Source organism: Roseovarius ramblicola (assembly GCF_042430665.1).
GTDB lineage: Bacteria > Pseudomonadota > Alphaproteobacteria > Rhodobacterales > Rhodobacteraceae > Roseovarius > Roseovarius ramblicola.
Window position 1 is genome coordinate 345,117 of sequence record NZ_JBHMEC010000015.1, and the last position, 25,431, is coordinate 370,547.

The following is a 25,431-nucleotide window of genomic DNA, read 5'->3' on the forward strand; positions in this document are numbered from 1 at the left end:
TTGCCTGGTAGCGGGCATCACGCGCATGTCTGGCGCGGCGTATACGCGAGTCGCGGGGAAATGCAACCCCGCGCCGCTACTCCCCCAGCTTGGCGTGGACCTCGTCGAGGTCGATCTCGGCCACCGGCATCTTGTTGGCCGGGTTCTCGAAGTCGTATTTGAACACCTCGAAATCGCGCTTGTAGATTTCGTAGACCAGGTGCATCGACAGGTCGTCGAAATAATCCTCGACCGGGTGGGCGCGTTTCGGACCGTGGCCCTCGGATTCGTTGAAGCGCGGGATCGTTTCGAGATCGACCGCGTGGGGCGTGTCGATATCGGCGAGCACCGCGCCCATCCCCTCGTTGAACTTTTCGGTCCAGAATATCCGGTCGTAGCGCCCGCCATTGACGATGAAGGTCGAGACATGGCCGGACATGGCCGACCAGTGGATGTCGGGCTCCATCGGGCGTTTCCAGCGGATGGTGTCGCGGGCAAACAGCAGGAAGCGGCGAAAGCTCCTGATCTGGTCGAACTCGCCGCGCCCGTCCTCGCCACCCACCTCGATGCCGTATTTCTGGATCACCATCGGCACGAGCTTGCCACGGTAGCGCCGCCCGTTGCGCTGGATGCCGCATATCTTGTCGAAGAACGACGACAGGATGCGCGTGTAGGGGTTGCGCACACAGGTGAAGGCATAGGAGCGATGGCTGCGGACATTGTCCGCGATCAGCTTCTGGCTGTCCTCGATGGCCCATTTGTGCATCCCCGACATGGCGTCGTGGATGTCACCGTCAAAGAACGTGCCGTGATCCGAATAATACATGATCTGCCCGATCGTCGAGCAGGCGCATTTCGGCACCACGCGGTAGACCACGCTCTCGCTCTCGGTCATCCATGTGCCGGGAAACCCCATCCTCGCCGCGCCTCTCGTTCTGCCGCCGGGTAAGCATGTCTACTAACCGCTTCAAAAAAAAAAGAAAGGCTGTTTATTGAAGCTCTGTTCACCGCTACTGGTATAGCAAAGCCCGCGAAGTCTAGGACATCGTATTCTCAATGGCCAGAATCGCCTTCATCCTGCTGTGTCACAAGGATCCCGAGGCCATCGTGCGGCAAGCGCGGATGCTGACCGAGGCGGGCGACTACATCGCGATCCATTTCGACGCGCGCGCCAGTGCCGACGCCTTTGCGCGCATTCGCGCGGAGCTTGCAGACAATCCCAACGTGGTCTTCGCCCGGCGCAGGATCAGGTGCGGCTGGGGCGAGTGGTCGCTGGTGCAGGCGACGCTGCACGCGGTGGAGGCGGCGGTCGGGCACTTTCCGCGCGCGACGCATTTCTATATGCTGTCAGGCGATTGCGCACCGATCAAGTCGGCGCGCTATGCCCACGCATTTCTCGATGCCCACGACGTCGATTACATCGAGAGCTTCGACTTTTTCGAAAGCGACTGGATCAAGACCGGGATGAAGGAAGAGCGGCTCACCTACCGCCATTTCTTCAACGAGCGCACGCAGCCATGGCGATTCTACACATCGTTCAACCTGCAGAAACGGCTGCGGCTCACGCGCGATATCCCGCATGACATCGACGTGCAGATCGGCAGCCAATGGTGGTGCCTGCGCCGCCGCACGGTGGAATGGATTCTCGATTTCACGAAGGCAAGGCGCGACGTGATGCGGTTTTTCCGCACCACCTGGATTCCCGACGAGACGTTCTTTCAGACGCTGGTGCGCCATCTGGTCCCCGGGACCGAGATCGAGACGCGCACGCTGACCTTCCTGATGTTCACCGATTACGGCATGCCGGTGACCTTCTACAACGATCACTACGACCTCCTGCTGGGGCAAGACAATCTGTTCGCGCGCAAGATCAGCCCCGAGGCGGTGCAGTTGCGGCGCAGGCTCGGCTCGCTCTACAGCGACGATACCGCCGAATTCAGCATATCGGACGAGGGTCGCAACCTCTACCGGTTCCTTGCCGGGCGCGGGCGCGAGGGGCGGCGCTTTGCCCGGCGCTTCTGGGAGGTCGAGAGCACCATCGGGCGCGACCGCGAACTGCTGATCGTGATCTGCAAGAAATGGCATGTGGCCAAGCGGCTGGTGGCGCGCATCCGGCGGATGACCGACCTGCCGGTGATCGAATACCTGTTCAACGAGGAGGGCACGGCGCTGCCCGATCTCGGCGGCATCCAGCTCAGTCTTGCCAAGCGCACCCGCCACCGCCGCGCGCTGATGCGGATGTTGTTCGACTATTACCGGACCGACCGCCTCGTCATCTGCATGGACCCGGCCTCGATGGATTTGCTGACGGATTTCTGCGGCGACCGCGCGAGAACGCGGTTGCTCGAGATCCAGTGCGCGTTTTCCGATACCTATCTCGGCGGCCACGCACGGCGCGTCGGGCTCGCGGGAGAGCGGACCCGGCCGGAGACTCTGGCGCGGCTGCTGCCGACCATCCGGCACGACATCACCCACGAGAGCGACCGCATCCGCGATGCCGGTTTCGCCAGCCATTTCATCCTGCGCGAGGGGGACGCGCGCGAGCGTTCCGCCGATCTGCTGGCGCAGTTCCTTGATATTCCCGCCGAGAAGGCGCAGGACATCGCCGAGTTCGACCATCTTTTCGCGGATTGAGGAGACCCCATGGCCTATACCTACGACGACCAGAACATTTTCGCGAAAATCCTGCGCGGCGAGATCCCCAACAAGACCGTGCTGGAGACCGGGCACACCCTCGCCTTCGAGGATATCCAGCCGCAGGCACCGGTGCATGTTCTGGTGATCCCCAAGGGGGCATATGTGGATCATGCGCATTTCGCCGCCGAGGCGAGCGAGGCCGAGATCGTGGATTTCACGCGCGCCGTGGCCGAAATCTGCCGAATGACCGGGGTGACACCGGGCGACGGCGGTGCCGGTTTCCGCGCCATTTCCAACTCGGGCGAGGCCGGGGTTCAGGAGGTGCCGCATTACCACCTGCACATCCTTGGCGGTCGCCCGCTGGGCCGGATGCTGGCGCGGGCATGAGGCGCGCACGGGCGCGCTTGCGGGGCCGGGCGGGCGCGCCCATATGATCGCCTGAGTGCAGCGCGAACGAACAGGCAGGGAATGAATTTTCGCAACCGCGTCGGCGGGTTTCTCGACACGCCGCTTTTCCAGAACGCCATCCTCGGCGTGATCGTGTTCAACGCCGTGATCCTCGGGCTGGAAACGGTCGGGCCGCTGATGGCGCGGGCGGGGGCGCTCATCACCGCGCTGGACAAGCTGTGCCTGTCGTTCTTCGTCGTCGAGATCGTGGCCAAACTCTATGCGCGGGGTCTCGGCGGGTTCTTTCGCCGCGGCTGGAACGTCTTTGATTTCGTGATCGTGGGCATTTCGCTGGTGCCGACGACACAGGGACTGTCGGTGCTGCGGGCGCTGCGCATCCTGCGTCTCTTGCGCGTGGTTTCGGTGGCGCCGTCGCTGCGCCGGGTGGTCGAGGGGCTGGTGACGGCGCTGCCGGGGATGGGCTCGGTGTTCCTGCTGATGGGGATGATCTTCTACATCGGGTCGGTGATGGCGACCAAGCTCTTTGGCGAGGCGTTCCCGCAATGGTTCGGCGATCTGGGGCGGTCGGCCTATTCGCTCTTTCAGATCATGACGCTGGAATCGTGGTCGATGGGGATCGTGCGCCCGGTGATGGAGGTGTTTCCCTATGCCTGGGGCTTCTTTGTGCCGTTCATCATGGTCACCACCTTCGCGGTGGTGAACCTGCTGGTGGGCCTCATCGTCAACTCGATGCAGGACGCCCACCATACCGAGGACGCGGAAAAGACCGATACCTATCGCGACGAGGTGCTGGGCCGGCTCGACCGGCTGGAAGAGATGATGCGCGCGCAGTCGGGCGGGGGCGGGCCGCGCCCCTGACGCTTGCGCTGATCCCGGATGCGCGGTAACCCGCCGATAACAGTATCGGGGTGACGGACATGAGCGACCTGCGCGAGAAATACCTGACAGCAATTGCCGATGCGCGCGACGAGGCCGCGATTGAAACCTTGCGCGTGCAGGCCGTGGGCAAGAAGGGCGAGATCAGCCTCGCGATGCGCGAGCTTGGCAGGATGAGCCCCGAGGAGCGGCAGGAGGCTGGCCCGCGCCTCAACGCGCTCAAGGACGAGATCAATTCGGCGCTCGCCGCGCGCAAGGCGGCGCTCGCCGATGCCGCGCTGGATGAGCGGCTGCGCGCCGAGTGGCTCGACGTGACGCTGCCGGGGCGCCCCCGGCGGCAGGGCACGATCCATCCCGTGTCCCAGGTGACCGAGGAGGTCACGGCGATCTTTGCAGACATGGGGTTTGCCGTGGCCGAGGGGCCGCAGGTGGAAAGCGACTGGTACAATTTCGACGCGCTCAACATCCCCTCGCACCACCCCGCCCGCGCCGAGATGGACACGTTCTACATGCATCGCGCCGAGGGCGACGACCGGCCCCCGCATGTGCTGCGCACCCATACCTCGCCGGTGCAGATCCGCGCCATGCAGGCGCAGGGTGCGCCGATCCGGGTGATCGCGCCGGGCCGCGTCTATCGCGCGGATTACGACCAGACGCACACGCCGATGTTCCATCAGGTCGAGGGGCTGGCCATCGACCGCGATATTTCCATGGCCAATCTCAAGTGGGTACTGGAGGAATTCGTCAAGGCGTTCTTCGAGGTGGATCAGGTCGACCTGCGCTTTCGCGCCTCGCATTTCCCGTTCACCGAGCCGTCGGCGGAGGTGGATATCCGGTGTAGCTGGGAGGGTGGCACGCTCAAGGTCGGCGAGGGCGATGACTGGCTGGAAATCCTCGGGTCCGGGATGGTGCATCCCCGCGTGCTGGAGGCGGGCCATATCGACCCGAATGAATGGCAGGGCTTTGCCTTCGGCCTGGGGATCGACCGCATCGCGATGCTGAAATACGGCATCCCGGATCTGCGGGCGTTCTTTGATTCAGACCTGCGGTGGCTGCGGCATTACGGGTTTGCGGCGCTTGATGTGCCGACGCTGCATGGCGGGTTGTCGCGGTAGGCGGCGGAGCGGGTTGGTGCCGACCTAACAGCAGCGCCGCGCATCGACGGGCCGCGGCGCGGCGATCCCACGGTCCTTCTGCCGCGCTTTATGGCAGCCACATCCGAAAAAGACCCGAGCGGCGTGCAGGTTGCAACCTAATCGCCGTGCCGTGGGGGCGGCGTCATGCCGTAGGCATGCCGCTGGCATGACGATGCGCGGCGGCGTGCAAGCACGCCTTGTTCCGCGCGAGCGGAGCCGAGCCGGTCCGCCCTCACCCCACCGTCATCACCTCTCCCCCCGCCGCCTCGGCGTCGGAATGGTCGTGGGTGACTTGCAGCACCGGCAGCGCCCTCTGTCGCGCGGTGTCGAACACCAGCGCGCGGACCTGCGCGCGCAGCCCGGTGTCGAGCTTGGAGAACGCCTCGTCCAGCAGCAGCGCGCGCGGCTCCGAGAGCAGCATCCGTTGCAGCGCCACCCGCGCCCGCTGACCGCCCGAGAGCGTCGCCGGGTCGCGCTCGGCAAAGCCCGCGAGGCCCACCTCGGCCAGCGCCGCCCCGACCCGCGCGCGGCGGGCGGCGCGGCCCGTCACCCCGGGCTTGAGGCCGAAGGCGAGGTTGGCCCCGACCGAGAGGTGCGGAAACAGGTATTCGTCCTGAAACAGGATGCCCACGCGCCGCGCCTCGGTGGGCAGGCCCGCGAGATCATGCCCGTCAAGCCGGATGCGCCCGGTCATGGCAAAGGCCGCATCAAGCGTGCCGGTGATCGCCGCGAGCAGCGTGGACTTGCCCGAGCCCGACGGCCCCATCACCGTCAGCACCTCGCCCGGCCCCACCGTGCAATCGAGCGCGATGAGCCGCTCGGGGCCCAGCGAGATCGTGACATGCTCGAACCGCAGACCCTCAGCCATCACGCATCCCCATGCGGTTGCGCCACGCGATCCGTGGCAGCAGCACGGCGAGGGCGAAGGGCGCGAACGCCGCCGCCGTCTGCGCCAGCGCATAGACCCCGATGGCCCGCCGGTCGCCCCCCGCCGCCAGCGCCACCGCCTCGGTGGTGAGCGTGGCCACCCGGCCCGCGCCGACCAACAGCGTCGGCAGGTATTGCCCCACCGACACGGCAAACCCCACCGCCGCAGCGATCAGCACCGGACGCAGCAGCATCGGCAGCCGCACCGCCCAGAGCACGCGATCCGGGCCTGCGCCCAGGGCGCGGGCAACGATGTCCTGCCGCGCGTCCCAGGCGCGCCACGGATCCGACAGCGACAGGAAGACATAAGGCAGCACGAACACCAGATGCGCGAGGATGACCGCCGCGCGCCCGCCATCGACGCCCGCCAGGATCGACAGCGTCTGAAACCCCATGAGGAACGCCACCTGCGGCACGATCAGCGGCAGGTAGAGTAGCCACAGCGCCCGCGTGGCGGGGCGCAGCCCGTGGCGGTGCTCGGCCTCCAGGCTCGCCAGCGTCAGCAGAAGCGCGAGCCCCGTCGCCGCCCCGGCGATGAGCAGCGTCTCAAGCCCCGGGCCGGCGAGCCGCGGGCCGTGGCGATCCCAGTTGCGAAAGGTAAAGCCGTCAGGCAGCAGGTCGGGAAACTGCCACAGGCCCGCGAAGGACCAGACCACTTGGCCCGCCAGCCCCGCGATCACCGCCAGCGCCGCCAGCGCGCCCAGCACCAGCGCGCCGCCGCGCAGCGCCCGCCCGGCCCCACGCCGCCCACGCCCGCCGCGCGCGATCCAGGCACGCCCGGCGCGGGCCACGGCCATCTCCATCAGCCGCCACAGGCCAAGGCCCGCCAGCACCAGCCCCAGTTGCAGCACTGCCCCCGCCGCCGCCTGAAAGCGCAGCGCGAGGTCGGGGTCGCTCATCCAGCGGACCACCTGCACGGCGAGGGTGGGGGGCGTGTTCGGCCCGAGGATGATCGCCACGTCCACCACCGACATGGAAAACGCCAGCACCGCGTAGACCGGCAGGCGGATCTGCCGGTAGACCAGCGGAAACACCACCTTGAGCCAGCCGCTCACCCGCCCGTAACCCAGCGCCTGCGCCACCCGCAGGCTCTGGCCCGGGCGCACCTGCGTCAGCGCGGCGAGCGTCATCAGCAAAAGGAACGGCACCTCCTTGGTCACAAGCCCGAAGATGAGGCTGAGCCCCGCCGGATCCTGAAGGATCAGCAGGTCCGGCGGCTGCGCCCACCCCGTCAGGCCGGGCGAGAGCGCGCGGGCGATCCAGCCCGAAGGCGCGATGAGAAAGGCAAGGCCGAAGGCCGCCGCCGCGTGCGGCACCGACAGGAGCGGCGACAGCAGCCGCTCGATGGTGCCAAAGGTCCGCGTCCCGGCCCAGCCCGCGCAGATCAGCGTGACGATGGCGAGCGAAAGCGCCGTGGCCGCAAACCCCACCCCGAGGCTGAGCGCGGCCGCGCGGGGCAGGCCCGGCCAGGCGAAAAGCGCGTCGAAGGCGGCAAGGCCGACGCTCGTGCCGCCCAGCGCCGGCATGTAGCCCAGCGCCGGGGCGAGCGTGCCCAGCAGCCCCGCCAGCACCGGACCCAGCATCACCGCCAGCGTCAGCAGCGGGGCCCAGGGCAGAAACCGCGCCCGCCGCGCGGGACGTGGCCGGGGGGCGATGCTGGCAGCGGCGCGCACGCGGACCTACTGACCGACGCCGTAGCGCGCGGTCCAGTCATGCTCCAGCCGGACCATCCACGACGGGTGCGGCTCGGGCAGCGCATCGCCCAGTTCATCGGGCGAGAGCGTGGCGACGCCAAGCTCGATCGCGTCAAAAGCCGCGCGATCCTCGGGGCTGAGCGTGTCGAGCGCCAGCACCGTGCCGTTGCCCCAGACCTCGGGGTCCTGCTTGTGCGCCTGTGCCTCCGGCGACATCAGGAAATTCGCCAGCACCAGCGCGCCCTCCTTGGCGTTGGCATTATAGGGAATGGCAACGAAGCTCGCGTTGCCGATGGTGCCGCCGTCCAGCACATAGCTGCGCACGGTCGCGGGCAGCTCAAAATTGGCGATGGCGTTCGACGGCTCGTTGGGGTTGAAGCTGAGCGCAAGGTCGATCTCGCCATCATTCATGAGCTGAATCAGCCGCGGCCCCGATTGCGGATAGGCCGCACCACCGCGCCACAGGTTGGGCGTGAGATCGTCGAGATAGGCCCAGAGCGGTGCGGTGGCCTCGTGATAGCTTTCCTCGCTGACCGGCTCGGTCAGTACCGACGGGTCGGGCGCCAGTTCCATCACCGCCTGCTTGAGGAAGGTGGAGCCAAGGAAATCGGGCGGCTGCGGATAGGCGAAGCGGCCCGGATTGTTCTGCGCCCAGTCCCGCAGCGCAGGGATCGAGCGGGGCGGTTCGGCCAGCCGGGCGGTGTCGTGATAGAAGATGATCTGCGCCATGCCCCACGGCGCCTCCAGCCCCTCGGTCGGCACGGTGAAATCCGAGGTCACGGCGGCCTTGCCCTCGACATCGACGTATTGCCAGTTGGGCAGGTCCCCGGCCCAGGGGCCATAGAGCAGCCCCTGCTCCTTCATCGCCGCGAAATTCTCGCCGTTGATCCAGATGAGATCGACCGCGCCGCCCGCATCCTTGCCCGCCGATTTCTCGGCGATGACGCGGCTGACGGCGTCGGCGGTGTCCTTGAGCTTTACATGCTCGACGGTGACACCATAGCGCCCGGCCACCTCATCGCCCGCCCAGGCGATATAGTCGTTGATGGCGTTCGAGCCGCCCCAGGCGTGCCAATAGACGGTCTGCCCCTCTGCCGCCTCGGTGATCGCCGCCCAGTCCCTCGGGTCGGGTGTCACCTCTTGCGCCGCGAGCGGTGCGGCCAGCGCAAGGGCTGCCAGCGATGTCAGCATCTGTCGGATCATGTCGGGGTCTCCTGGTTGGGTTGTCTTGTTATAGTGTATTGGCCAGGCGCGCGAAGTCCTGATCCATCCGCGTCGCCGTCGCGGGGTCGAGATAGTGATCGACGCGGCCCCGGACATGGGCGATGAGCGCCGCCTCGCTCTTGTCCGCCGCCCAGTCCTCGCCATCCTGCGTCGCCTTGGCCTCTGCCCCCGACAGCACGCGCCATTTCGCACACCACGTCATCGACCAGAGCCACATGGCGCGGCGCATCGGCAGAATCCACGGCGCGAAGGCGGCACGCTCGGCCTCGGGCAGGCAATCGAGCCAATGGTGGCACGCCTCCGCCACCTGTTCAGGCGTCAGCACGGCGTGCGTGGCCACATCCCAGGTGGTCGATGTGTAGAGCGTGGCGTGGGCCAGATCGAGCGGCGGGGCGCTGTAGCGGGCCTTTTCCAGATCGACCAGCACGGCGCGACCCTCGGGCGTGATCAGGAAATTGCCGGGATGGGCGTCGAAGGAGATGAGCCGCTTGGGCGGGCGCGGCCCATCGGCGGCCAGATCGCGCAGGGCGGCGATGTGGGTTTCGACGATGGCCCGCGTTTCCGGGTCCACGGCGTGCAGATAAGCCGCCTGCGCGTCGATCTCCTCCAGCAGCCCGACCAGCGGATCCGCCGGATCGAGCAGCGGCGCGCGCGCCTCCGGCACCGGCAAGCTGTGGATCGCGGCCAGCGCCGCCATGATGGCGGGCAGATCCTCGGGCAGGCGTGCGACCCGTCCCGCGATCTCTTCCACCACCAGCCCGCCACGCGGAAGCGCATCCGAGGGCGGCAGCACGGCATGGAGGCGCGGGGCGTGGCCGGATGCGCTCGCGCGGGTGAAACAGGCGGCCTGATAGGCGAGGTTCTCGGCGGGCCCGAGCTGCATCTGGCTCTGCTTCGGCAACCGCGCGATCCAGCCGGTGCCGCCCAGCCGCACATGGTCATGCGCCAGCCCGGTGTCAGGCATCAGTTCCGGCCTGCCGGGAGCGATGCCCGCCGCATCAAGCGCCGCCCTCAGTGTCGGGATAAGCGCGGCACGGCGATCCTCGGTGATCACGCTCATTCCGCCGCCCGCTTCGCTGCGATCCGCTCCTCACGCAACCGCGCCAGTTCCGGCCCCAGCACCTTTTCAAAGAAGCGGTCACAGCCGATGCAGAGGTTGCGATAAGGCTCGCCATCGGGCCGGGTGGTGCGGGATTCGTCGAGGAAGCGGGGCAAGTCCCAGCCATGCGCCATGCCCATCCGCTCTGGGTGACCCATGGAAATCGCCTCCAGCGCCGGATGCCCGACCAGACTGTCGAGAATATCCTCCAGCCGCTCCTGGCAGAGATTTCCCAAGGGGGCCGCAGTCTTGAGGCAACAGGGAAAGACATCGCCATTGGGGTCGATGGACACCTCGGAGCCGGAGTAGCCGCGGTTGAGAAAGCCAAGCCCCCCCGACCAGACATTGCAGAAATTGTCGGTGATCCCGGCCTTCGACAGCGAATTCTCCCACGCCCGCCCGCGCGGCCAGATCTTGCCGATCCAGGCATCCTCCGTGGCGCCGAACATCGAATAAACCGGCTGATCTGTCGTCTGATCGGCCCAGTTGCGGGTGGTGGAGGCGAGCGCGCTGTCGCGCAGTCCCGCCGCCTCAAACATCTCGCGCAGCCGGTCGATGAGCGGCACCCGCTTGTCGCCCTCGTGGCCGACATGGAAATCGTCCATCCCGGCGCAGGAGATCATCCAGACCCCGCGCGCCAGCAGCTCATCAATGATCTGCGGCGTGACCAGATCACCGGTGGTCTGCACGATCACCCGCACGCCCTGCGGCCCGTATTTCGCCTGGATCGCCTCCAGCGCGGGATAGAGCACCTCCTCGCGCACCGGATCGACCAGCACCTCGCCGCCCGCAAGGATGATCCGGCTGGCACGCCGCTCGTAGCCGCCGGGTGCGGTCTCCGAAGGCGCGTTCAGGTCGAGATAGCTCAACTCGTCGGGCAGGCTGTCGATCACCCTGGGAAAGGTGCTGCGCGCCTCCTCCACCACCTCGCGCAGCGCGCCGCGAACGTAGGGGCGAAAGCGCGCCTCGTAGCAATGCTTGCAGCGGCGGTGGCAGGCCCAGCACAGGACGTAATAGATGCTTTCCATCCGCGGTGCGCTCCTTTCCATCGGGTTGCGGCTTGGGTGACACAGAAGATATGGCAGGGAAACGCACCCGCGCCAATTCTCACGGGATTGTCAGGGCGGGACCCGCGTCATACCCCGACATGGCGCTGAGTGATCTCGGGGCTGAGCGCCGTCATCGCCCCGGCCCACACCGTGCGCCCGCGCGCGAGGATCACCGCGCGATCGGCGATGCGCGACAACTCCTTCAATGATTTGTCGACCAGCAGGATCGCCATGCCGGTCTCCTGCCTGACGGTGTGGATCGCGGCCCAGATCTCGGCGCGCACCACGGGGGCGAGCCCCTCGGTCGCCTCGTCGAGGATGAGCAGGCGCGGGTTGGTCATCAGCGCGCGCCCGATGGCCAGCATCTGCTGCTCGCCGCCCGAGAGCGAGGCGGCGCGCTGTCCGGCGCGTTCGGCCAGCCGGGGAAAGAGCGCGTGAACCCGGTCCATGCTCCACGGACCGGGGCGCGCGGCGGCGGTGAGGTTCTCGGCCACGCTCAGCCCGGCGAAACAACGCCGCCCCTCGGGCACCAGCCCGATGCCCGCCCGCGCCGCGCGGTGCGACGGCATGGCGTGCAGGTCGCGCCCTGCGAAAGTGAGCCGTCCCTCAGAGGGGATCATCCGGCAGATCGACTTGACGGTGGTGGTCTTGCCCATGCCGTTGCGGCCCATGAGGGCGACAACCTCGCCCTCGTCCACCGAAAGATCGACGCCGAAAAGCGCCTGGCTCGCACCGTAGCTCGCGGTGAGGCCCTGCACCTCCAGAAGCGTCATGCCGCATCCCCCAGGTAGGCCGCGCGCACCTCGGCGCTTGCACGCACCTCGGCGACCGTCCCGGTCATCAGCACGCGGCCATAGAGCAGCACGCTGATCCGGTCGGCGAGGGCAAAGACCGCGTCCATGTCATGCTCGACCAGCAGGATCGGCGCCTCGTGCCGCAGCGCGTCGAGCAGATGGGTGAGGTCCGCCGACCCCTCGGAGCCAAGGCCGGCCATCGGCTCGTCCATGACAAAGGCGCGCGGCCCCAGCGTCAGCGCCACCGCAACCTCCAACTGACGCCGCTGCCCGTGGCTGAGATCGGCCACCCGCCGGTGGCGCGCCTCCGAGAGCCCGACGCGCGCGAGCGACGCCCCGGCCCGGTCCACCAGCGCCGCGTGATCCAGCGCCGCGCGCCAGAAGCGCCACGGGCTGCCCGTGGCCCCCAGCGCGCCCAGCACCGCGTTTTCCAGCACGCTATCCTCCATCGCCAGCGCCGAGACCTGAAACGTGCGCGCCATACCCTTGCGCGCGCGCTGCGCTACGCTCAGCCCGGTGACGTCCTCGCCCCGAAGCCAGACCTCGCCGCTGTCGGGCCGCAGCGCGCCGCAAATCTGCGCGATGAGCGTCGATTTGCCCGCGCCGTTGGGACCGATCACGGCGTGTATTTCGCCCGGCCGCAGATCGAGCGTGACCTCCTCGTTGGCCACCAGCGCGCCGAAACGCTTGCCCAGGCCCCGCACTTCCAGCACCGGATCAGCCACCCTTGGCCCTCCGCGAACAGAGCAACCCGACAATCCCGCCGCGGGCGAACAGCACGATCACCAACAGGATCAGGCCCAGCCAGATTTGCCAGAAATCGGTGATCTGCCCGAGGAAATGCTCGAGCATGACGTAAAGCCCCGCGCCGACCACCGGCCCGATGATCCGCGCCACGCCGCCGAGGATCACCAGCACGATCAATTCCCCCGACAGGTGCCAGCCGAACATCGACGGGCTGACGAACCGGTTGAGATCGGCGTAAAGCGCGCCTGCGAGCCCCGCGATGGCCCCCGAGATGACGAAGGCCACCAGCCGCAGGCGCATCGGGTCAAGCCCCACCGCCTCGGTCCGTGCGGGGGCCTGCCGCGCCGCGCCCAGCGCAAGGCCGAAGGGCGAACGCTTGAGCCGCGCACTGAGCCACAGCACCACGCACAGGAGCGCGAAGCAAAGCCCGAAGAACTGGATCGGGTCGAGCGTATTCAGCCCGGGAAAGCCGTTGCGCACGTAGATCGACAGCCCGTCCTCGCCGCCATAGGCGCTCCAGGAAATCGTGAAATAATAGAACATCTGCGCGAAGGCGAGGGTGATCATGATGAAATACACGCCCGTCGTGCGCAGCGCCAGAAGCCCCACCGGGACCGCCACCAGCGCCGAGAGCGCGACCGCCGCCAGCCAGATCACCGGCATGGATTTCGTCCCTGCCACCTCTAACAGCCCGAGATCGAGCGGCGTGTAGGTCTGCGCATGAAAGGCAAGAATGCCCATGACATAGCCGCCGAGGCCAAAGAACAGCGCGTGGCCAAAGCTCACCAACCCGCCGAGGCCCAGCGCGATGTTGAGCCCCGCCGCCGCCAGCGCGAGGATCGCCACCCGCGTGGCGAGCGTGATGGTGAACGGCTCGTCCATGAGCACGGCCAGCCCCGCAACCCCGACCAGCACCGCCAGCACCGCGAGGCTCAGCACCCTTTCCGAAATCATGCCCGCACCCCGAAGAGCCCCGTGGGCCGCCACACCAGCACCGCGCCCATCAGCAGGTAGATCGCCATCGAGGCGAGCGACGCGCCGATCGAGGTGGCCGTTGCCGGATCGGTGAAGAGCCCGAAGAAGACGGGCAGGAAAACACCGCCCAGCGTCTCTGTCAGCCCCACCAGCAGCGCGCCGACAAACGCCCCCCGGATCGAGCCGATACCGCCGATCACGATCACCACGAAGGCGAGGATCAGCACCGGCTCTCCCATGCCGACCTGCACCGACTGAATGGCCCCCACCAGCGCGCCCGCCAGCCCGGCGAGCGCCGCGCCGAGGGCGAAGACGAGGGTGTAGAGCTTCGAGATGTCCACGCCCAGCGCCGCGATCATCTCGCGGTCGTTCTCGCCCGCGCGGATGCGGATGCCGAGACGCGTGCGCTCGATCAGCCACCAGAGGCCCAGCCCCACCGCCAGCCCGATACCGATCAGCACCAGCCGGTAAAGCGGATATTCGATCCCGCCCGGAAGCGTCACCGGACCCGAGAGCGCGGGCGGAATGTCGAGATAGAGCGGGAACGAGCCGAACAGCCAGCGCACCCCTTCCGAGAATACGAGGATGAGCGCGAAGGTCGCCAGCACCTGGTCGAGATGGTCGGCGGCATAAAGCCGCCGGATCACCGTCACCTCGATCAGCGCCCCCGCGAGCGCCGCCGCCGCCAGCGCCGCGAGCAGCGCCAGAAGGAAAGAGCCCGTCACCCCCGCCACCGCGGCGGCGGCGAAGGCGCCGACCATGTAGAGCGAACCGTGCGCGAGGTTGATGAGCCCCATGACGCCGAAGATGAGCGTAAGCCCCGCGGCCATCAGGAACAGCATCACGCCAAGCTGCACCCCGTTGAGGATCTGCTCGATGACGAGGATAAGAGACATGCCCTGCCCGTGATTGTCCCGGCCCGCCGCGACGCGCGCGGCGAGCCGGGTGTCCGGCTCACATCTTGCACTCGGCGACGTAAGCGTTGGAATGATCTTCGAGCGCGACACCGATCACCTTGTTGGTGAACACGTCACCCTCCTTGATCACCTCGCGGGCATAGATATCCTGCACCGGGTGCTGGTTAGGGCCAAAGGCGAAATCGCCGCGGGTGCTGTCGAAATCGGCGGCGCGCAGCGCCTCGCGAAAGGCGTCCGCGTCCGAGACGTCGGCCTTTTCCATCGCCGAGATCAGCAGGTTGGCGGTATCGAACCCCTGACTGGCGTAAAGCGAGGGCAGGCGGCCGTATTTCTCCTCAAAGCTCTCGACAAAGGCGGCGTTGGCCGGGTTGTCGAGGTCCTTGGACCATTGCGAGGTATTCACCACGCCAAGCGCGGCGGGCCCCACGGCCTGAAGTATGCCCTGGTCAAAGCTGAAGGCCGGGCCCACCACCGGCAGGCCGACCCCCGAATCCGCATATTGCTTGAGGAAGGAAATCCCCATGCCGCCGGGCAGGAAGAAGAACACCGAATCTGCCCCGCTGGCGCGGATCTGGGCGATCTCGGCGGCGTAGTCGGTCTGGCCCAACTGGGTATAGACCTCGCCCGCGACCGCACCGTCGTAGAGCCGCTTGTAGCCGGTGAGCGCGTCCTGCCCCGCCGGATAATTGGGCGCGAGGATGAAGCTGTTATCGTAGCCTGCGGAGTTGGCATAGGCACCTGCCGCCTCGTGCAGGTTATCGTTCTGCCATGCCACGTTGAAATAGTTCTCGTGACAGCCCTTGCCCGCCAGCGCCGACGGCCCGGCATTGGGCGAGAGGTAGAACTTGCCCTGCGCCACCGCGCCGGGGATCACCGCCATCGCGAGGTTCGACCAGATGATGCCGGTGAGCACGTCCACCTTCTCCGACTGGATCATCTTGTCGGAGAGCTGCACGGCGATGTCCGGCTTGCGCTGGTCATCCTCGATCACGACCTCGATATCGTCGCGGCCCGATTGCTCGACGGCGAGCATGAAGCCGTCGCGAACGTCGATGCCAAGACCCGCACCGCCGCCCGATAGCGTGGTGATCATCCCCACCTTGACCTCGGCCGAGGCCATCCCGGCCCCGAGCGCCAGAGCGGCGGCAGTCGCCAACAGTTTCTTCATTTTTCCGGTCTCCCTGTTTCCCGTTCCGACCATTTGGGTCGCCTTTTGCCCGCCGAAAGGCAAGGAAAATCCGCCTGCCAGGGGCGAAACGGGCGGCCGGTCCGCGCTATTCCGCCGCGATGGGCGTGGTCTGTGCGGCGCGGAACATCGCGCGGCTCTCGCGGGCGCGGCGCAGGATGCCGGGTGGGCTGACCAGCTCGGGCGTGGCCATCAGCCACCTCAGCCGCCGCCCCGAGAGCATCGAGAGCGGCGCGGCGAGCCCGAGGCTCAGCGCGATGGGTGCCAGCCAGAACGACACGAGCCCCGACGCGATCCCCACCGCCAGAAGCAGGCCGCTCACCGTCTCCGGCGCATGAAACTTGAGCACCGTCGCGGCGCTGTAATCGCCGCCCTTGCGCGCCTGCGGCGACCAGATCGGTCGGATGCCCGCGACCGTGCGCAGCACCGCCACCACCTGCTGCACCATCATCACCGGCGCGAATAGGATCGACAGCACGATCTCGGCCAGCAGCGACGCCGCAAAGCGCCCCGCGCCGCCGAACCGGGCCACCGGCACCTCGCCCAGCAGGACCGCAAGCGCGCCCATCGCCTTGGGCGCCAGCAGCATCGCGTACATGAACAGCAGGATCATCCCCGACTGCACCCCGCTCATCTCCGGCCAGACCGGATAGAGCGGATTGTCGGCCGAGAAATAGGTGATGACGCTGTCCGGCCCGTTGCCCAGCAGCGACCAGATCACCAGCAGGATGAACCACGCGGGCGACAGCAGATAGCTTATCGCCCCGTGCAGCAGGTGAAACCGCGACACGATGTGCAGGCCCTTCGCGCCCAGCAGCCGCAGATGCTGCAGGTTGCCGTGGCACCAGCGCCGGTCGCGCAGTGCATAGTCGATCAGCGTCGCGGGCGGTTCCTCGTAGCTGCCCTCGATGCCGGGCACGAAGCGCACCGCCCACCCGGCGCGGCGCAACAGCGCCGCCTCGACGAAATCGTGGCTGAGGATCAGCGCGCCGCGGCGGCCGGTCAGCGTGGGCATCCTCGGCAGCCCGGCGCAATCGGCGAATGCGCGGGTGCGCAGGATCGCGTTGTGGCCCCAGTAATTGCTCTCCGCCCCGCTCCAGCCCGCCAGCCCGGCGCTGAGCAGCGTGCCATAGACCCCGCCCGCGAATTGCTGCATCCGGCCAAAGAGCGTCTCCGAGCCGATCACCAGCGGCGCGGACTGTATCAGCCCGGCGCCGGGATCGGCGGCCATCTCGTCGGCGAGCGCGGTGATGGCGCGCGCGCTCATCAGGCTGTCGGCATCGAGCACCAGCATCGCGTCATGGGCCGCGCCCCATGTCTCGACCCATTGCCGGAGATTGCCCACCTTGCGCCCGGAATTGTCCGCCCGGCGGCGATACCAGACCCGCAGCTCGGGCGGCAGCGCGTTGCGCAGCGTGGTGAACGCCTGCCGCTCGGCCCGCGCGATGGCGGAATCCTGCGTGTCGCTGAGAATGTAGAGGTCGAACCGGTGCGCCGTGCCCGCGTCGCGCAGCGCCATTATCATCGCGCAGGCGTTGCCGAAGACATCCGCCGTCTGCTCGTTATAGACCGGCACCACCAGCGCCACGTCGAGCGGGCCCACGGCCCCGCGCGTCCCGCCGCGCCGCCTCAGAAGGTGACAGCCCAGCCCCAGCGTCGCCGTCGCCACCGACAGCGCGACCCAGAAGAACGTCGCCGTCACCAGCGCCAGCAGCACCCGTTCCAGCCACCACATCCCGCCATCCGACAGCCAGTCGGCAAACGCCCAGGCCAGCCCGCCCGTCGTCGCGACCGCAGGCAGGAACGCCGCCGCGCGGCGCCACCAGATGCCACGCTCACGCTTCCAGCCGGGCGCACCGGGGTCGCGATGCGCACGGCGCAGATCCTGCACCGGATGGGCCAGCGGCGCGGGAGGCGGCATCACGTCGCCGCCGGGAAAGTGGGTTACGCCGTCCATCGGAAGAGCCAGACTTCGGAGACCGCGCGCCCGTCGTGGGAGAGCTGCGCGCGCAGTTCGACCGATTGGTGATCGCCGGGATCAAACGAAAACGCAAGCCGCGGCGCGCCGGTCTCGGGGTGCACCTGCAGCACGCCCTGCGAGACGCTCCCCCGATTTGACCGCACGAGGATATCGAGCGCGTCCGGGTCGGCGGGCAGGACAGAGTGCAGCGCATAGTCGATCCGCACCTCGACATGGTGCGCCCGGCTGCCCCATGCGCCCTCGATCGGCGCGACCACGGTCTTTTCCGGGTTGTCGGAGGCACTGCCCAGATAGCTGCCCGTCACCTTTGCCACCGGGCTTGCGGGGCTTGCCTCGGCTGTCCATGTCATGCGGTAGGAAAGATCGTACCGGCGCCCCGGCTCCAGCGGGTCGGCGGGCCGCCAATAAGCGACGACGTTATCGAAATTCTCCTGCCGGCTGGGGATTTCCGCCAGCATCACGCTGCCCCGGCCCCAGTCCTCGCCCGGTTCGATCCACAGGCTCGGGCGTCGTTCGAACTGCGCTTCGATATCGCCGAAGGCCGAAAAGGATTGCGCACGCTGAAACAGGCCAAAGCCCTTTGGTCCGTCATCCATGAAATGTGAAATCTGGAGGATGTCGGGATTGTCGAGCGGCCGCCAGATCTGCTCGCCATTGCCGTTGAGGATGGCGAGCCCGTCGCTGTCATGCACCGCGCGCCGGTAATCGCCAAGCGCGGGGCCGCGCGTATCGTCGAAAAGGAACATCGAGGTGAGCGGCGCGATGCCGACATTATCGAGCCTGCGGCGGGGATAGAGCGTGGACCTGACCGCGACGCCGGTGTCGTCTCCGGGCGCGATGACGAAGGTGTAGAGCCCGGTGACCGACGGGCTTTCCAGCAGCGCGTGCAGGACATGGGTCTGTGCGCCCGGCTCCGGTCGCTCGATCCAGAAACGGGTGAATTCCGGAAACTCCTCGCCATCGGGTCCGGCGGTGTCGATTGCCAACCCGCGCGCCGACAGGCCGTAAATCTCGCCCGCGCCGATCATGCGGAAATAGCTCGCGCCCTGGAACACCGCGTATTCCTGCGATGTGCCCGCACCCGCGAGATCCGTCCGCAGCCGTATCCCGGCATAGCCGAGACTGTCATCGACGGGCAGGTCTTTCAGACCCTCGGGCCGGTCGAAATAGCGCCAGTCGAACGGCAGCGGCACCGCCATGCCATCCTCGACGAGGTGGACCTCGACCGCGCGCGGGAAATAGAGACCCGGCGGGAACATATCGACCTGCAGCGGTGCGTCGGTGCCGCTCCAGACCGCGCGGTCGGGGCGCGGGCGGATGGATTTGTACTGCCCGTAGTTCAGGTCGCGCCAGGGCTGCGGGACCATCGGGCGCGGCGCGTAAGGCTTCGACGCCACCTCCCGCGCGATCTCGTGCAGCCACGCCTCGGAGAACGGCACCGCCTCGCCCGACCGCGCTATGCCCGGCCAGAGCGCCAGCGTGCCGAGCCCCTGCAACACCTCGCGCCGGATCATCGCGCCGCCCTCCACGGCTGTGCCTTGAACCACGACACGGCATAGGCGACCGCGATCAGCGCGGCGAAGCCGGCGAGATTGGCCACCGTCATGGTCCATGTCGTGCGCCCGATCTGGTCCATGACAAAGCCCGACAGCCGCGCGAAGAACATGGAAAACACGAACACCGCCAGCGATTGCTGCCCCACCTTGAGGATCATCGCAAGCAGCCCGCCCCAGACCCGCGCCGCAACGCCGCTGCCCGCGGCCCGCAGCCGCGCGCCGCCCTCACCCGCCGCCGCCCAGCACAGATAGGCCAGGGCAAGGAAATGTACGTAACGCAGGACGCCGAAGTCGGTCTTGTTGATGAGACCCTGATTGGCGATGCGCCAGTCGATCACGGCCTCGCGCATCTCCGGGGCGAGCGGCGCGAAAATCTCGCGCATCCCGATATGCGACAGCGGCACATTGGCGATCACCACCGCCAGCGCGAGGCCGATGAGCACCGGGTTGACCGGCGGCTTCGGTATCCAGCCGCGCATCAGCGCAAAGCCGGTGAAGAACACGAGTTGCCAGCCGAACGGGTTGAAGAACCACGTCCGATCCGACCACGGCTCCGCCGGGAAGGCCAGGTGCAGGTGCATCAGTCCGAAGGCATCGAGCAGCCCGGACTGCGCAAAGAGCCAGATCACCGCCATCGCGGCAAACACCGCCCCAACGCTCACGCGGCTCAGCGCCACCATCGCCGGCAGCATCACCAGGATGACCATGTACATCGGCAGGATGTCGAAATAGTTGGGCACGTAGGTCAGGGTAAAGAGCCCCACCAGTTGCGGCCCCGGATCGGCGAAGAATTTCCAGAGGTTGAGCGTGCCGATATAAACCGTGTCGAAGCTGCCGAAATGGTCGATCGCCGCCAGCATCGTGGCCACGGCGAAGAACAGCCCCAGATGTGCCCAGTAGACCTGCCAGACGCGATAGCCCACCCGCGCCGCGCCGAGCCGCCAGCCCATCCTGTCAAAGCTGCGCCCGAACGCGATGGCCGAGGCCATGCCCGAGCAGAACACGAAGATCTCGGTGGCGTCCGAAAACCCCCAGCGCGCCGGGATCCAACTTGTGAAGAAATTGTCCGGCGTGTGGGCGATCAGGATGATGAACATCGCCAGCCCGCGAAAGAAATCCAGCCGGATGTCGCGCGTGGCCGCCGCGGGCGCGGCAGCGGCCCGCGCGGGGCCGCGTGACATGGCTGGATCGGCAACACTCGTCATGGCGGTGTCGTGTCCCTGCTGATCGGGCCGTGCGCTCACTCGGCGGGCAGGCGCCCGGCCTCGCCCCATCCGCCGCGCGTCTCGGCGATCAGATCGAGCCGGGTGCTGCAATAGCGGTCATGCCGACCGGCACGCCGGGCGCTGCGCTCGCCCAGAATCGCCTCGGCATCGTCGAGAAAACCGGAGCGGATCCCGGCGTCGATGGTCAGACGCTCGAAGATGTCGCGTTGGGCGTGGCTGCCGCCAGCAAGCTGCATGGAATGGCGCGCCTGTTTCAGGTTGAGAAAGGCCGTCTTGTAATCCCCCTCGCCGAAAGCCTCAAGCCCGGATGCCGCCGACAGGCCGGGATTGGCTATGCGTGCGTTCATCTCGCTCTCGCCGCCGCGTTTCGCATCGGCGTGCAGCCGCGTCATCATTCGCCGGAGCGCACTCTCGCGCCCGCCGCCGATCAGCGCCAGCAGATAATGCAGGTCGGCGAAGATGAGGCAGGCGTCATCGGTCCGCTTCTCGCAGATATCGGCCATTTCCTCCCAGCGATCGTCCACGTCGTGACCGTCGAGTTCCAGCCGCATGAGCAGCGACGTGCCATTGGAGATATCGCGGAAATCGTCGGTTCGATCCTTGCGCACCTCGGTGTCGTAAAGCTCGAACACCGCCTCGATCTCGTTCTGATCGAGATGCATCAGCGCCTTGTGCCACCAGACGTGATAGCGGAAGTTGTTGCAATGCGCCCAGGCGTGCTCGCGCCCCTTCAGCCAGTCGAGCCCGGCGCGCGCGTTGCAGGTCATGTCAAAGACATGCGCCACCGCGTGCAGCCCCCAGGCATCGTCGGGCGACAGGCTGAGGCCCATGCGCCCGGCGGTCTCGGCGCGGGCATATTCGCCGGTCTCCTCCAGCGAAAAGGCGTGACAGCCGAACAGGTAGCCGCGCGCCGGGTTCTGCGCGTCATAGGCGGGCAACAGCGCCTCGACCGAGGCGCGCATGCCGTGCCGGTCGCCGAGGATGAAGCGGATCGCGTGGCTGATCTTCATCGCCAGCGCGTCCTCGGGCCAGCGCGTCAGGATCGCCTCCATCTCGCGCACCGATTCGGAGGGGTGCCCGCCGAGCCAAGCGCCCAGCGCGCGCGCATACCCCATCTCGCGCGGCAGCGGCGCGCCCTGCCGCGCGCACAGCATAGCGGTCTCGTGCGCGGCGCGGGCGGTCTCGTCCATCTCGCGCCGCCCCAGCATCAGGCAGAACAGCCCCTTGACCGCGTGCGCCATGGCAAAGCCGGGCTCGGCCTCCAGCACCCGGCCCAGGTGGTCGGGCGTGGCGGCGGCGTGGGCGAGAAAGGCCAGCACCATGCTGTCCCAGGCCTGCACGGCCTGCGCGGATGACAGCGAGATGTCATACCCGAATTGATCGTTACGCATGATGCGGCTTCCTTTCGGCAAGAATGTCAGGTTCAGCTAGCCTGCCGGATATATCGTCGGCAACACGGACGGGAGGCACCTCACCAATACGTTATTGTCCTGTTCCCTAATGTGACGTCTCGCGCGGCATCGCTCAACCCTTGGCCGAATCGCGATGCGCACAATCCTGCGCACGGCGAGTGCAGGGCGGCGTCACTCGGCAATCGCCGCACGCGCCACCCCCTCGAACACGGCATCCAGTTCCTCGGCCAGCGCTCGCAGTACCGCGCCGCCCTCGTCGGCATACGGGGCAAAGACATGGCTCGGCGTCCTGTAGCTGAGCGTCGCGGTGCCGTCCGCATCCTCGGTGACGTAGAGCCGGATCGGCGCCTCGATCCCGGCGGCGATGCTGGCATCCAGCATCCGGCGGGCGTAATCGTTGCGATAGAGGCCAAAGACGCGATTGCCGGGGATGTCGATGCCTTGCATCCGCGCCCCGTCCGAGGCGCTCGCCTGCGTGACGATGGCGATGGGCGCGGCGCTGACGGCGGCGCGCACATCGCCGACGAGATCGGCATAGGACTTGCCGGTGTCGTGGATCACCCACCCATCGCGCGGCTCCAGCGCCTGCGCGGGGGCGGCGAACAGCGCGAGAATCACGAGAAGCTTGAGAATTCTATGCATGAATGGCCCTCCGGTTGATACCCGGAGGGCTACGCCGTGACCTGCGCCGCGACAAATCACGAGCCCGCGAGCCGAGGTTACAGATCGCCCCTGAACCGCTTCAGCACGGCCTCGGTATCCGCGCCGGTGGCCGGCGGCGCAGACCGATAGCTGACCGGCGTGCGCGAAAATTTGAGCGGATTGCCAATGAGCCGCACCTCGCCCGTGGCGGTCTGCGGTGCGGGCAGGGTTATGGTCATCTCCCGCGCCTGCGCCTGATCGCTCTCCAGCGCCTGCTCGATCGTATTGACCGGCCCCACCGGCACGCGGCGCGCCTCCAGCCCGTCGATCACATCCTGCATCGTCCGGCCCATTAGCGCCTCGGCGATCATCGGCACAAGGGTGTCGCGATGCGTCAATCGCGCAGTGTTCGTGACGAAACGCGGGTCGGTGGCCCAGCCGGGTTGCCCGAGGTAATCGCAGAACCGCGCATATTGGCTGTCATTGCCCACCGCGACGATCACGTAGCCATCCGATGTGGCAAAAACCTGATAGGGCACGATATTGGGATGCGCGTTGCCCGCCCGCACCGGCGCGGTGCCCGAGGTCAGGTAATTCAGACCCTGATTGACCAGCCACGACATCGTCGTATCCACCAGCGCCAGATCGATATACTGCCCCTCACCGGTCGCATCGCGGTGCCGCAACGCCGCCAGAATCCCGGTCGCGGCATAGAGCCCGCAGACCACATCGGCCACGCCAACGCCGACCTTCATCGGCTCTTCGCCCGCCTCGCCGGTGATCGACATGATCCCGCCGTACCCCTGCGCCATCAGGTCATAGCCGGGCTTGTCGCGGTTCGGCCCGGTCTGGCCGAAACCGGAAATCGAGCAATAGACAAGGCCCGGATAGGCGGCGCAAAGCGTCTCGTGATCGAGACCGTATTTTCGCAGGCCCCCGGGTTTGAAATTCTCGATCACCACATCCGCGCGCCCGGCCAGATCGTGCAGCATGGTCTGCACATCCGCGTCGGTCAGGTCCACCGCCACCGATTTCTTATTGCGGTTCGAGGACATGAAATAGGCCGACAGGTCCGTCGCCTGCCCCGCCGCATCCACCGCAAAGGGCGGCCCCCATTGCCGCGTATCATCCCCCGCAAGGCTCTCGATCTTGATCACCTCGGCCCCCAGATCGCCCAGGAGCTGCGTACAGGTCGGCCCCGCCAGAATACGGCTGAGGTCGAGAACAACGAGACCATCGAGCGGGCCGGGCATGGGCACCTCCTCAGATGCGATTGTCGTAAGAGCCGCGGTCGATCTCGGCGGCGATGACGGTGAATGTGTCGGCCTGTTGCGCGTCCTGCAAGGCGGCGCGCAACTCGGCGCGGTTCGTCACCCGCACGCCATTGCCACCAAAGGCCCGGCCGATAGCTGCGAAATCGTGATGGCCGAAATCGACGGCCAGATTGAGCATCTGACGCTCGCGCTGCTTCTTCTCGATCAGCGCAAGGCTCGCATCGACGAACACGACGAATATCACCGGCAGGTTCAGTTCCGCAACGGTCGACAACTCGCCCGCCACCATCAGGAACCCGGCATCGCCTGAGAAACTGACGACGGTGGCCTCGGGCGTGGCGAGTTTTGCCCCCATCGCCAGCGGCACGGCGCAGCCCATGGTGCAAAGCGCGGTGGATTGCAGCACGCTGCGGGGATGATGCGTCACCCACATCTGCGACAGCAGAATGCGATGCGCGCCGCTATCGACGGTAATGATGCTGTCCTCGGGCAGGACGGCGCGCGCCTCGGCGATGACGGCGGAAGCGCCCCAGTCGTCATCGCTCGGAAAGGCCCGCGCCAGCGCCGCGCGCGCCTCGGCCACCTCGCCGCCGGGCCATGTGGCGCGGGGTGCTGCGCCCTCGGCGATGGCCGCCAGCGACGGCCCGCAGGCCCCCACGATATTCATCGTCGCCTGATGCATGTATTGGTCATTGGGCACGGCGGCAATGTCGATCACCCTGACCTGCGCCGGATCCCAGATCTCGCGCCAGCCGGGGCGCATCTCGATCGGGTCATAGCCGACGCAGAGGATCAGGTCGGCCTTTTCCACGAACGGCATAAGGATGCCATCGGCCAAAGGTGACAGGCCCGCCCCGCCAAGGCACAGCGGATGCGTCTCCGGGATGATCCCCTTGGCCTTGTAGCTGGTAATGACCGGAATATTGAGGCGTTCCGCGACTTCCAAAATCGCCGCACCCGCCACCTCGTTCACCGCATCGAGCCCCACGATCATCACCGGACGCTCCGCCCCGGCCAGCCATTCGCGCGCCTCCTCCGGCGCCGCAGGCACCATCGGCACCGCATCGGGACGGCGGCGCAGACGCGGCAGGGTCACGCGCATGTCGGCCACGGAAATCGGCACGTCGATATGCACCGGGCCGGGCCGCCCCTCGGTGGCGATGCCCACGGCCTTGTCGGCGATGATATCCGCGCCCTGCGCCGTCAGGCGAAACGTCGCCTTGGTGATCGGCGCCAGAACCGCCTCGTGATCGAGGATCTGATGGCTGTAGGTCAGCGCCTCATCGGCATCGACACAGCCGGAAATCACGATCAGCGGCACCCGGTCCTGATGCGCGTTGGCGATGGCGTTCACACCGTTGAGCACCCCCGGCCCCAGCGTGGCAATGAGGATACCGGGCGCGCCGGTCCGGTGCCAGACCCCCTCGGCCATGAACGCGGCGGCGTTCTCATGCCGCGCCAATGTCACCTCGATCCCGGCCCGCGCCAGCGCATCCATCACCGTCAGAACCTCGCCCCCCGGCATGCCAAAGGCATGGCGGCACCCGGCCTCGTAAAGCCTGCGGGCAAGGTGGTCGGCGGCGCGTGTTTCGGCCTGGGTCATCGGGGGCTCCTCCGCAATCTGCGCCCGATTTGTGGCCGAGCCACCCCCCGACCGCAAGCCGCATTGCGACGAAACCGGTGGCAGGGCGG

Annotated in this window: 22 protein-coding genes; 4 read left to right on the top strand and 18 right to left on the bottom strand. The window is 67.4% G+C overall.

Features of this window, described 5'->3' with window-relative positions:
- Nucleotides 1-76: 76 nt before the first annotated feature.
- Nucleotides 77-895, bottom strand: a complete 819-nt coding sequence (locus ACFFU4_RS10220; RefSeq protein WP_377069665.1) for a sulfotransferase family protein — start codon at nucleotides 893-895, stop codon at nucleotides 77-79.
- Nucleotides 896-1,035: 140 nt separating this feature from the next.
- Here ACFFU4_RS10220 and ACFFU4_RS10225 point away from each other — a divergent pair, with 140 nt between their 5' ends.
- The 4 genes from ACFFU4_RS10225 to pheS all read left to right on the top strand — a co-directional run bounded on the left by ACFFU4_RS10225 (nucleotide 1,036) and on the right by pheS (nucleotide 5,015).
- Complete coding sequence (locus ACFFU4_RS10225; RefSeq protein ID WP_377069666.1) at nucleotides 1,036-2,613, top strand: DUF5928 domain-containing protein; 1,578 nt, start codon at nucleotides 1,036-1,038, stop codon at nucleotides 2,611-2,613.
- A gap of 9 nt (nucleotides 2,614-2,622) precedes the next feature.
- The gene (locus tag ACFFU4_RS10230) at nucleotides 2,623-3,003 is read left to right on the top strand and encodes an HIT domain-containing protein (RefSeq protein WP_377069667.1); all 381 of its coding nucleotides are present in this window, start codon (nucleotides 2,623-2,625) and stop codon (nucleotides 3,001-3,003) included.
- Nucleotides 3,004-3,084: 81 nt separating this feature from the next.
- Nucleotides 3,085-3,882: an ion transporter gene (locus ACFFU4_RS10235; protein WP_377069668.1), complete on the top strand. Its 798-nt coding sequence runs from the start codon at nucleotides 3,085-3,087 to the stop codon at nucleotides 3,880-3,882.
- A gap of 59 nt (nucleotides 3,883-3,941) precedes the next feature.
- Entirely contained in the window at nucleotides 3,942-5,015 is a 1,074-nt protein-coding gene (pheS, locus tag ACFFU4_RS10240) for a phenylalanine--tRNA ligase subunit alpha (protein ID WP_377069669.1), read from the top strand.
- A gap of 253 nt (nucleotides 5,016-5,268) precedes the next feature.
- Here pheS and ACFFU4_RS10245 read toward each other — a convergent pair whose 3' ends face one another.
- From ACFFU4_RS10245 to ACFFU4_RS10325, 17 genes are all read right to left on the bottom strand, one after another.
- Complete coding sequence (locus ACFFU4_RS10245) at nucleotides 5,269-5,904, bottom strand: ATP-binding cassette domain-containing protein (protein ID WP_377069670.1); 636 nt, start codon at nucleotides 5,902-5,904, stop codon at nucleotides 5,269-5,271.
- Entirely contained in the window at nucleotides 5,897-7,546 is a 1,650-nt protein-coding gene (locus tag ACFFU4_RS10250; RefSeq protein WP_377069724.1) for an ABC transporter permease, read from the bottom strand. Before ACFFU4_RS10250 ends, ACFFU4_RS10245 begins: the two co-directional genes overlap by 8 nt.
- A gap of 96 nt (nucleotides 7,547-7,642) precedes the next feature.
- Nucleotides 7,643-8,860, bottom strand: coding sequence for an ABC transporter substrate-binding protein (locus ACFFU4_RS10255; protein WP_377069671.1), 1,218 nt, complete (start codon nucleotides 8,858-8,860; stop codon nucleotides 7,643-7,645).
- A gap of 28 nt (nucleotides 8,861-8,888) precedes the next feature.
- Nucleotides 8,889-9,941, bottom strand: coding sequence for a protein kinase family protein (locus ACFFU4_RS10260; protein ID WP_377069672.1), 1,053 nt, complete (start codon nucleotides 9,939-9,941; stop codon nucleotides 8,889-8,891).
- Complete coding sequence (locus ACFFU4_RS10265) at nucleotides 9,938-11,008, bottom strand: radical SAM/SPASM domain-containing protein (protein ID WP_377069673.1); 1,071 nt, start codon at nucleotides 11,006-11,008, stop codon at nucleotides 9,938-9,940. Before ACFFU4_RS10265 ends, ACFFU4_RS10260 begins: the two co-directional genes overlap by 4 nt.
- Nucleotides 11,009-11,115: 107 nt before the next feature.
- Complete coding sequence (locus tag ACFFU4_RS10270) at nucleotides 11,116-11,802, bottom strand: ABC transporter ATP-binding protein (protein ID WP_377069674.1); 687 nt, start codon at nucleotides 11,800-11,802, stop codon at nucleotides 11,116-11,118.
- Nucleotides 11,799-12,548, bottom strand: coding sequence for an ABC transporter ATP-binding protein (locus tag ACFFU4_RS10275; protein WP_377069675.1), 750 nt, complete (start codon nucleotides 12,546-12,548; stop codon nucleotides 11,799-11,801). Before ACFFU4_RS10275 ends, ACFFU4_RS10270 begins: the two co-directional genes overlap by 4 nt.
- A complete protein-coding gene (locus tag ACFFU4_RS10280) occupies nucleotides 12,541-13,524 on the bottom strand; it encodes a branched-chain amino acid ABC transporter permease (RefSeq protein ID WP_377069676.1) in 984 nt (327 codons plus the stop codon). Before ACFFU4_RS10280 ends, ACFFU4_RS10275 begins: the two co-directional genes overlap by 8 nt.
- A complete protein-coding gene (locus ACFFU4_RS10285) occupies nucleotides 13,521-14,441 on the bottom strand; it encodes a branched-chain amino acid ABC transporter permease (protein ID WP_377069677.1) in 921 nt (306 codons plus the stop codon). The genes ACFFU4_RS10280 and ACFFU4_RS10285 overlap by 4 nt, the downstream gene beginning before the upstream one ends.
- A gap of 58 nt (nucleotides 14,442-14,499) precedes the next feature.
- On the bottom strand, nucleotides 14,500-15,630 hold the full coding sequence (locus tag ACFFU4_RS10290) for an ABC transporter substrate-binding protein (protein ID WP_377069678.1): 1,131 nt from the start codon (nucleotides 15,628-15,630) through the stop codon (nucleotides 14,500-14,502).
- A gap of 106 nt (nucleotides 15,631-15,736) precedes the next feature.
- Nucleotides 15,737-17,569: a glucans biosynthesis glucosyltransferase MdoH gene (gene mdoH / locus ACFFU4_RS10295; protein ID WP_377069679.1), complete on the bottom strand. Its 1,833-nt coding sequence runs from the start codon at nucleotides 17,567-17,569 to the stop codon at nucleotides 15,737-15,739.
- 23 nt (nucleotides 17,570-17,592) lie between these two features.
- Nucleotides 17,593-19,143: an OpgD/OpgG family glucan biosynthesis protein gene (locus ACFFU4_RS10300; RefSeq protein ID WP_377069680.1), complete on the bottom strand. Its 1,551-nt coding sequence runs from the start codon at nucleotides 19,141-19,143 to the stop codon at nucleotides 17,593-17,595.
- Nucleotides 19,140-20,366: an OpgC family protein gene (locus ACFFU4_RS10305; RefSeq protein ID WP_377069681.1), complete on the bottom strand. Its 1,227-nt coding sequence runs from the start codon at nucleotides 20,364-20,366 to the stop codon at nucleotides 19,140-19,142. Before ACFFU4_RS10305 ends, ACFFU4_RS10300 begins: the two co-directional genes overlap by 4 nt.
- A gap of 59 nt (nucleotides 20,367-20,425) precedes the next feature.
- Nucleotides 20,426-21,802 carry a tetratricopeptide repeat protein gene (locus ACFFU4_RS10310; protein WP_377069682.1) on the bottom strand — a complete coding sequence of 459 codons (1,377 nt, stop codon included), beginning with the start codon at nucleotides 21,800-21,802 and terminating at the stop codon, nucleotides 20,426-20,428.
- Between the two features lie 192 nt (nucleotides 21,803-21,994).
- Nucleotides 21,995-22,465, bottom strand: a complete 471-nt coding sequence (locus tag ACFFU4_RS10315) for a DUF302 domain-containing protein (protein WP_377069683.1) — start codon at nucleotides 22,463-22,465, stop codon at nucleotides 21,995-21,997.
- Between the two features lie 77 nt (nucleotides 22,466-22,542).
- Complete coding sequence (locus ACFFU4_RS10320) at nucleotides 22,543-23,718, bottom strand: CaiB/BaiF CoA transferase family protein (RefSeq protein ID WP_377069684.1); 1,176 nt, start codon at nucleotides 23,716-23,718, stop codon at nucleotides 22,543-22,545.
- A 10-nt stretch (nucleotides 23,719-23,728) separates the two neighbouring features.
- Nucleotides 23,729-25,342, bottom strand: a complete 1,614-nt coding sequence (locus tag ACFFU4_RS10325) for a thiamine pyrophosphate-binding protein (RefSeq protein ID WP_377069685.1) — start codon at nucleotides 25,340-25,342, stop codon at nucleotides 23,729-23,731.
- Between the last annotated feature and the right edge of the window lie 89 nt (nucleotides 25,343-25,431).

Bases quoted from the DNA above. Each gene is read 5' to 3' on its own strand.
- ACFFU4_RS10220 (WP_377069665.1), bottom strand. From the start codon at position 895: ATGGGGTTTCCCGGCACATGGATGACCGAGAGCGAGAGCGTGGTCTAC.
- ACFFU4_RS10225 (WP_377069666.1), top strand. From the start codon at position 1,036: ATGGCCAGAATCGCCTTCATCCTGCTGTGTCACAAGGATCCCGAGGCC.
- ACFFU4_RS10230 (WP_377069667.1), top strand. From the start codon at position 2,623: ATGGCCTATACCTACGACGACCAGAACATTTTCGCGAAAATCCTGCGC.
- ACFFU4_RS10235 (WP_377069668.1), top strand. From the start codon at position 3,085: ATGAATTTTCGCAACCGCGTCGGCGGGTTTCTCGACACGCCGCTTTTC.
- pheS (WP_377069669.1), top strand. From the start codon at position 3,942: ATGAGCGACCTGCGCGAGAAATACCTGACAGCAATTGCCGATGCGCGC.
- ACFFU4_RS10245 (WP_377069670.1), bottom strand. From the start codon at position 5,904: ATGGCTGAGGGTCTGCGGTTCGAGCATGTCACGATCTCGCTGGGCCCC.
- ACFFU4_RS10250 (WP_377069724.1), bottom strand. From the start codon at position 7,546: ATGCTGGGTCCGGTGCTGGCGGGGCTGCTGGGCACGCTCGCCCCGGCG.
- ACFFU4_RS10255 (WP_377069671.1), bottom strand. From the start codon at position 8,860: ATGATCCGACAGATGCTGACATCGCTGGCAGCCCTTGCGCTGGCCGCA.
- ACFFU4_RS10260 (WP_377069672.1), bottom strand. From the start codon at position 9,941: ATGAGCGTGATCACCGAGGATCGCCGTGCCGCGCTTATCCCGACACTG.
- ACFFU4_RS10265 (WP_377069673.1), bottom strand. From the start codon at position 11,008: ATGGAAAGCATCTATTACGTCCTGTGCTGGGCCTGCCACCGCCGCTGC.
- ACFFU4_RS10270 (WP_377069674.1), bottom strand. From the start codon at position 11,802: ATGACGCTTCTGGAGGTGCAGGGCCTCACCGCGAGCTACGGTGCGAGC.
- ACFFU4_RS10280 (WP_377069676.1), bottom strand. From the start codon at position 13,524: ATGATTTCGGAAAGGGTGCTGAGCCTCGCGGTGCTGGCGGTGCTGGTC.
- ACFFU4_RS10285 (WP_377069677.1), bottom strand. From the start codon at position 14,441: ATGTCTCTTATCCTCGTCATCGAGCAGATCCTCAACGGGGTGCAGCTT.
- ACFFU4_RS10290 (WP_377069678.1), bottom strand. From the start codon at position 15,630: ATGAAGAAACTGTTGGCGACTGCCGCCGCTCTGGCGCTCGGGGCCGGG.
- mdoH (WP_377069679.1), bottom strand. From the start codon at position 17,569: ATGCCGCCTCCCGCGCCGCTGGCCCATCCGGTGCAGGATCTGCGCCGT.
- ACFFU4_RS10300 (WP_377069680.1), bottom strand. From the start codon at position 19,143: ATGATCCGGCGCGAGGTGTTGCAGGGGCTCGGCACGCTGGCGCTCTGG.
- ACFFU4_RS10305 (WP_377069681.1), bottom strand. From the start codon at position 20,366: ATGTCACGCGGCCCCGCGCGGGCCGCTGCCGCGCCCGCGGCGGCCACG.
- ACFFU4_RS10310 (WP_377069682.1), bottom strand. From the start codon at position 21,802: ATGCGTAACGATCAATTCGGGTATGACATCTCGCTGTCATCCGCGCAG.
- ACFFU4_RS10315 (WP_377069683.1), bottom strand. From the start codon at position 22,465: ATGCATAGAATTCTCAAGCTTCTCGTGATTCTCGCGCTGTTCGCCGCC.
- ACFFU4_RS10320 (WP_377069684.1), bottom strand. From the start codon at position 23,718: ATGCCCGGCCCGCTCGATGGTCTCGTTGTTCTCGACCTCAGCCGTATT.
- ACFFU4_RS10325 (WP_377069685.1), bottom strand. From the start codon at position 25,342: ATGACCCAGGCCGAAACACGCGCCGCCGACCACCTTGCCCGCAGGCTT.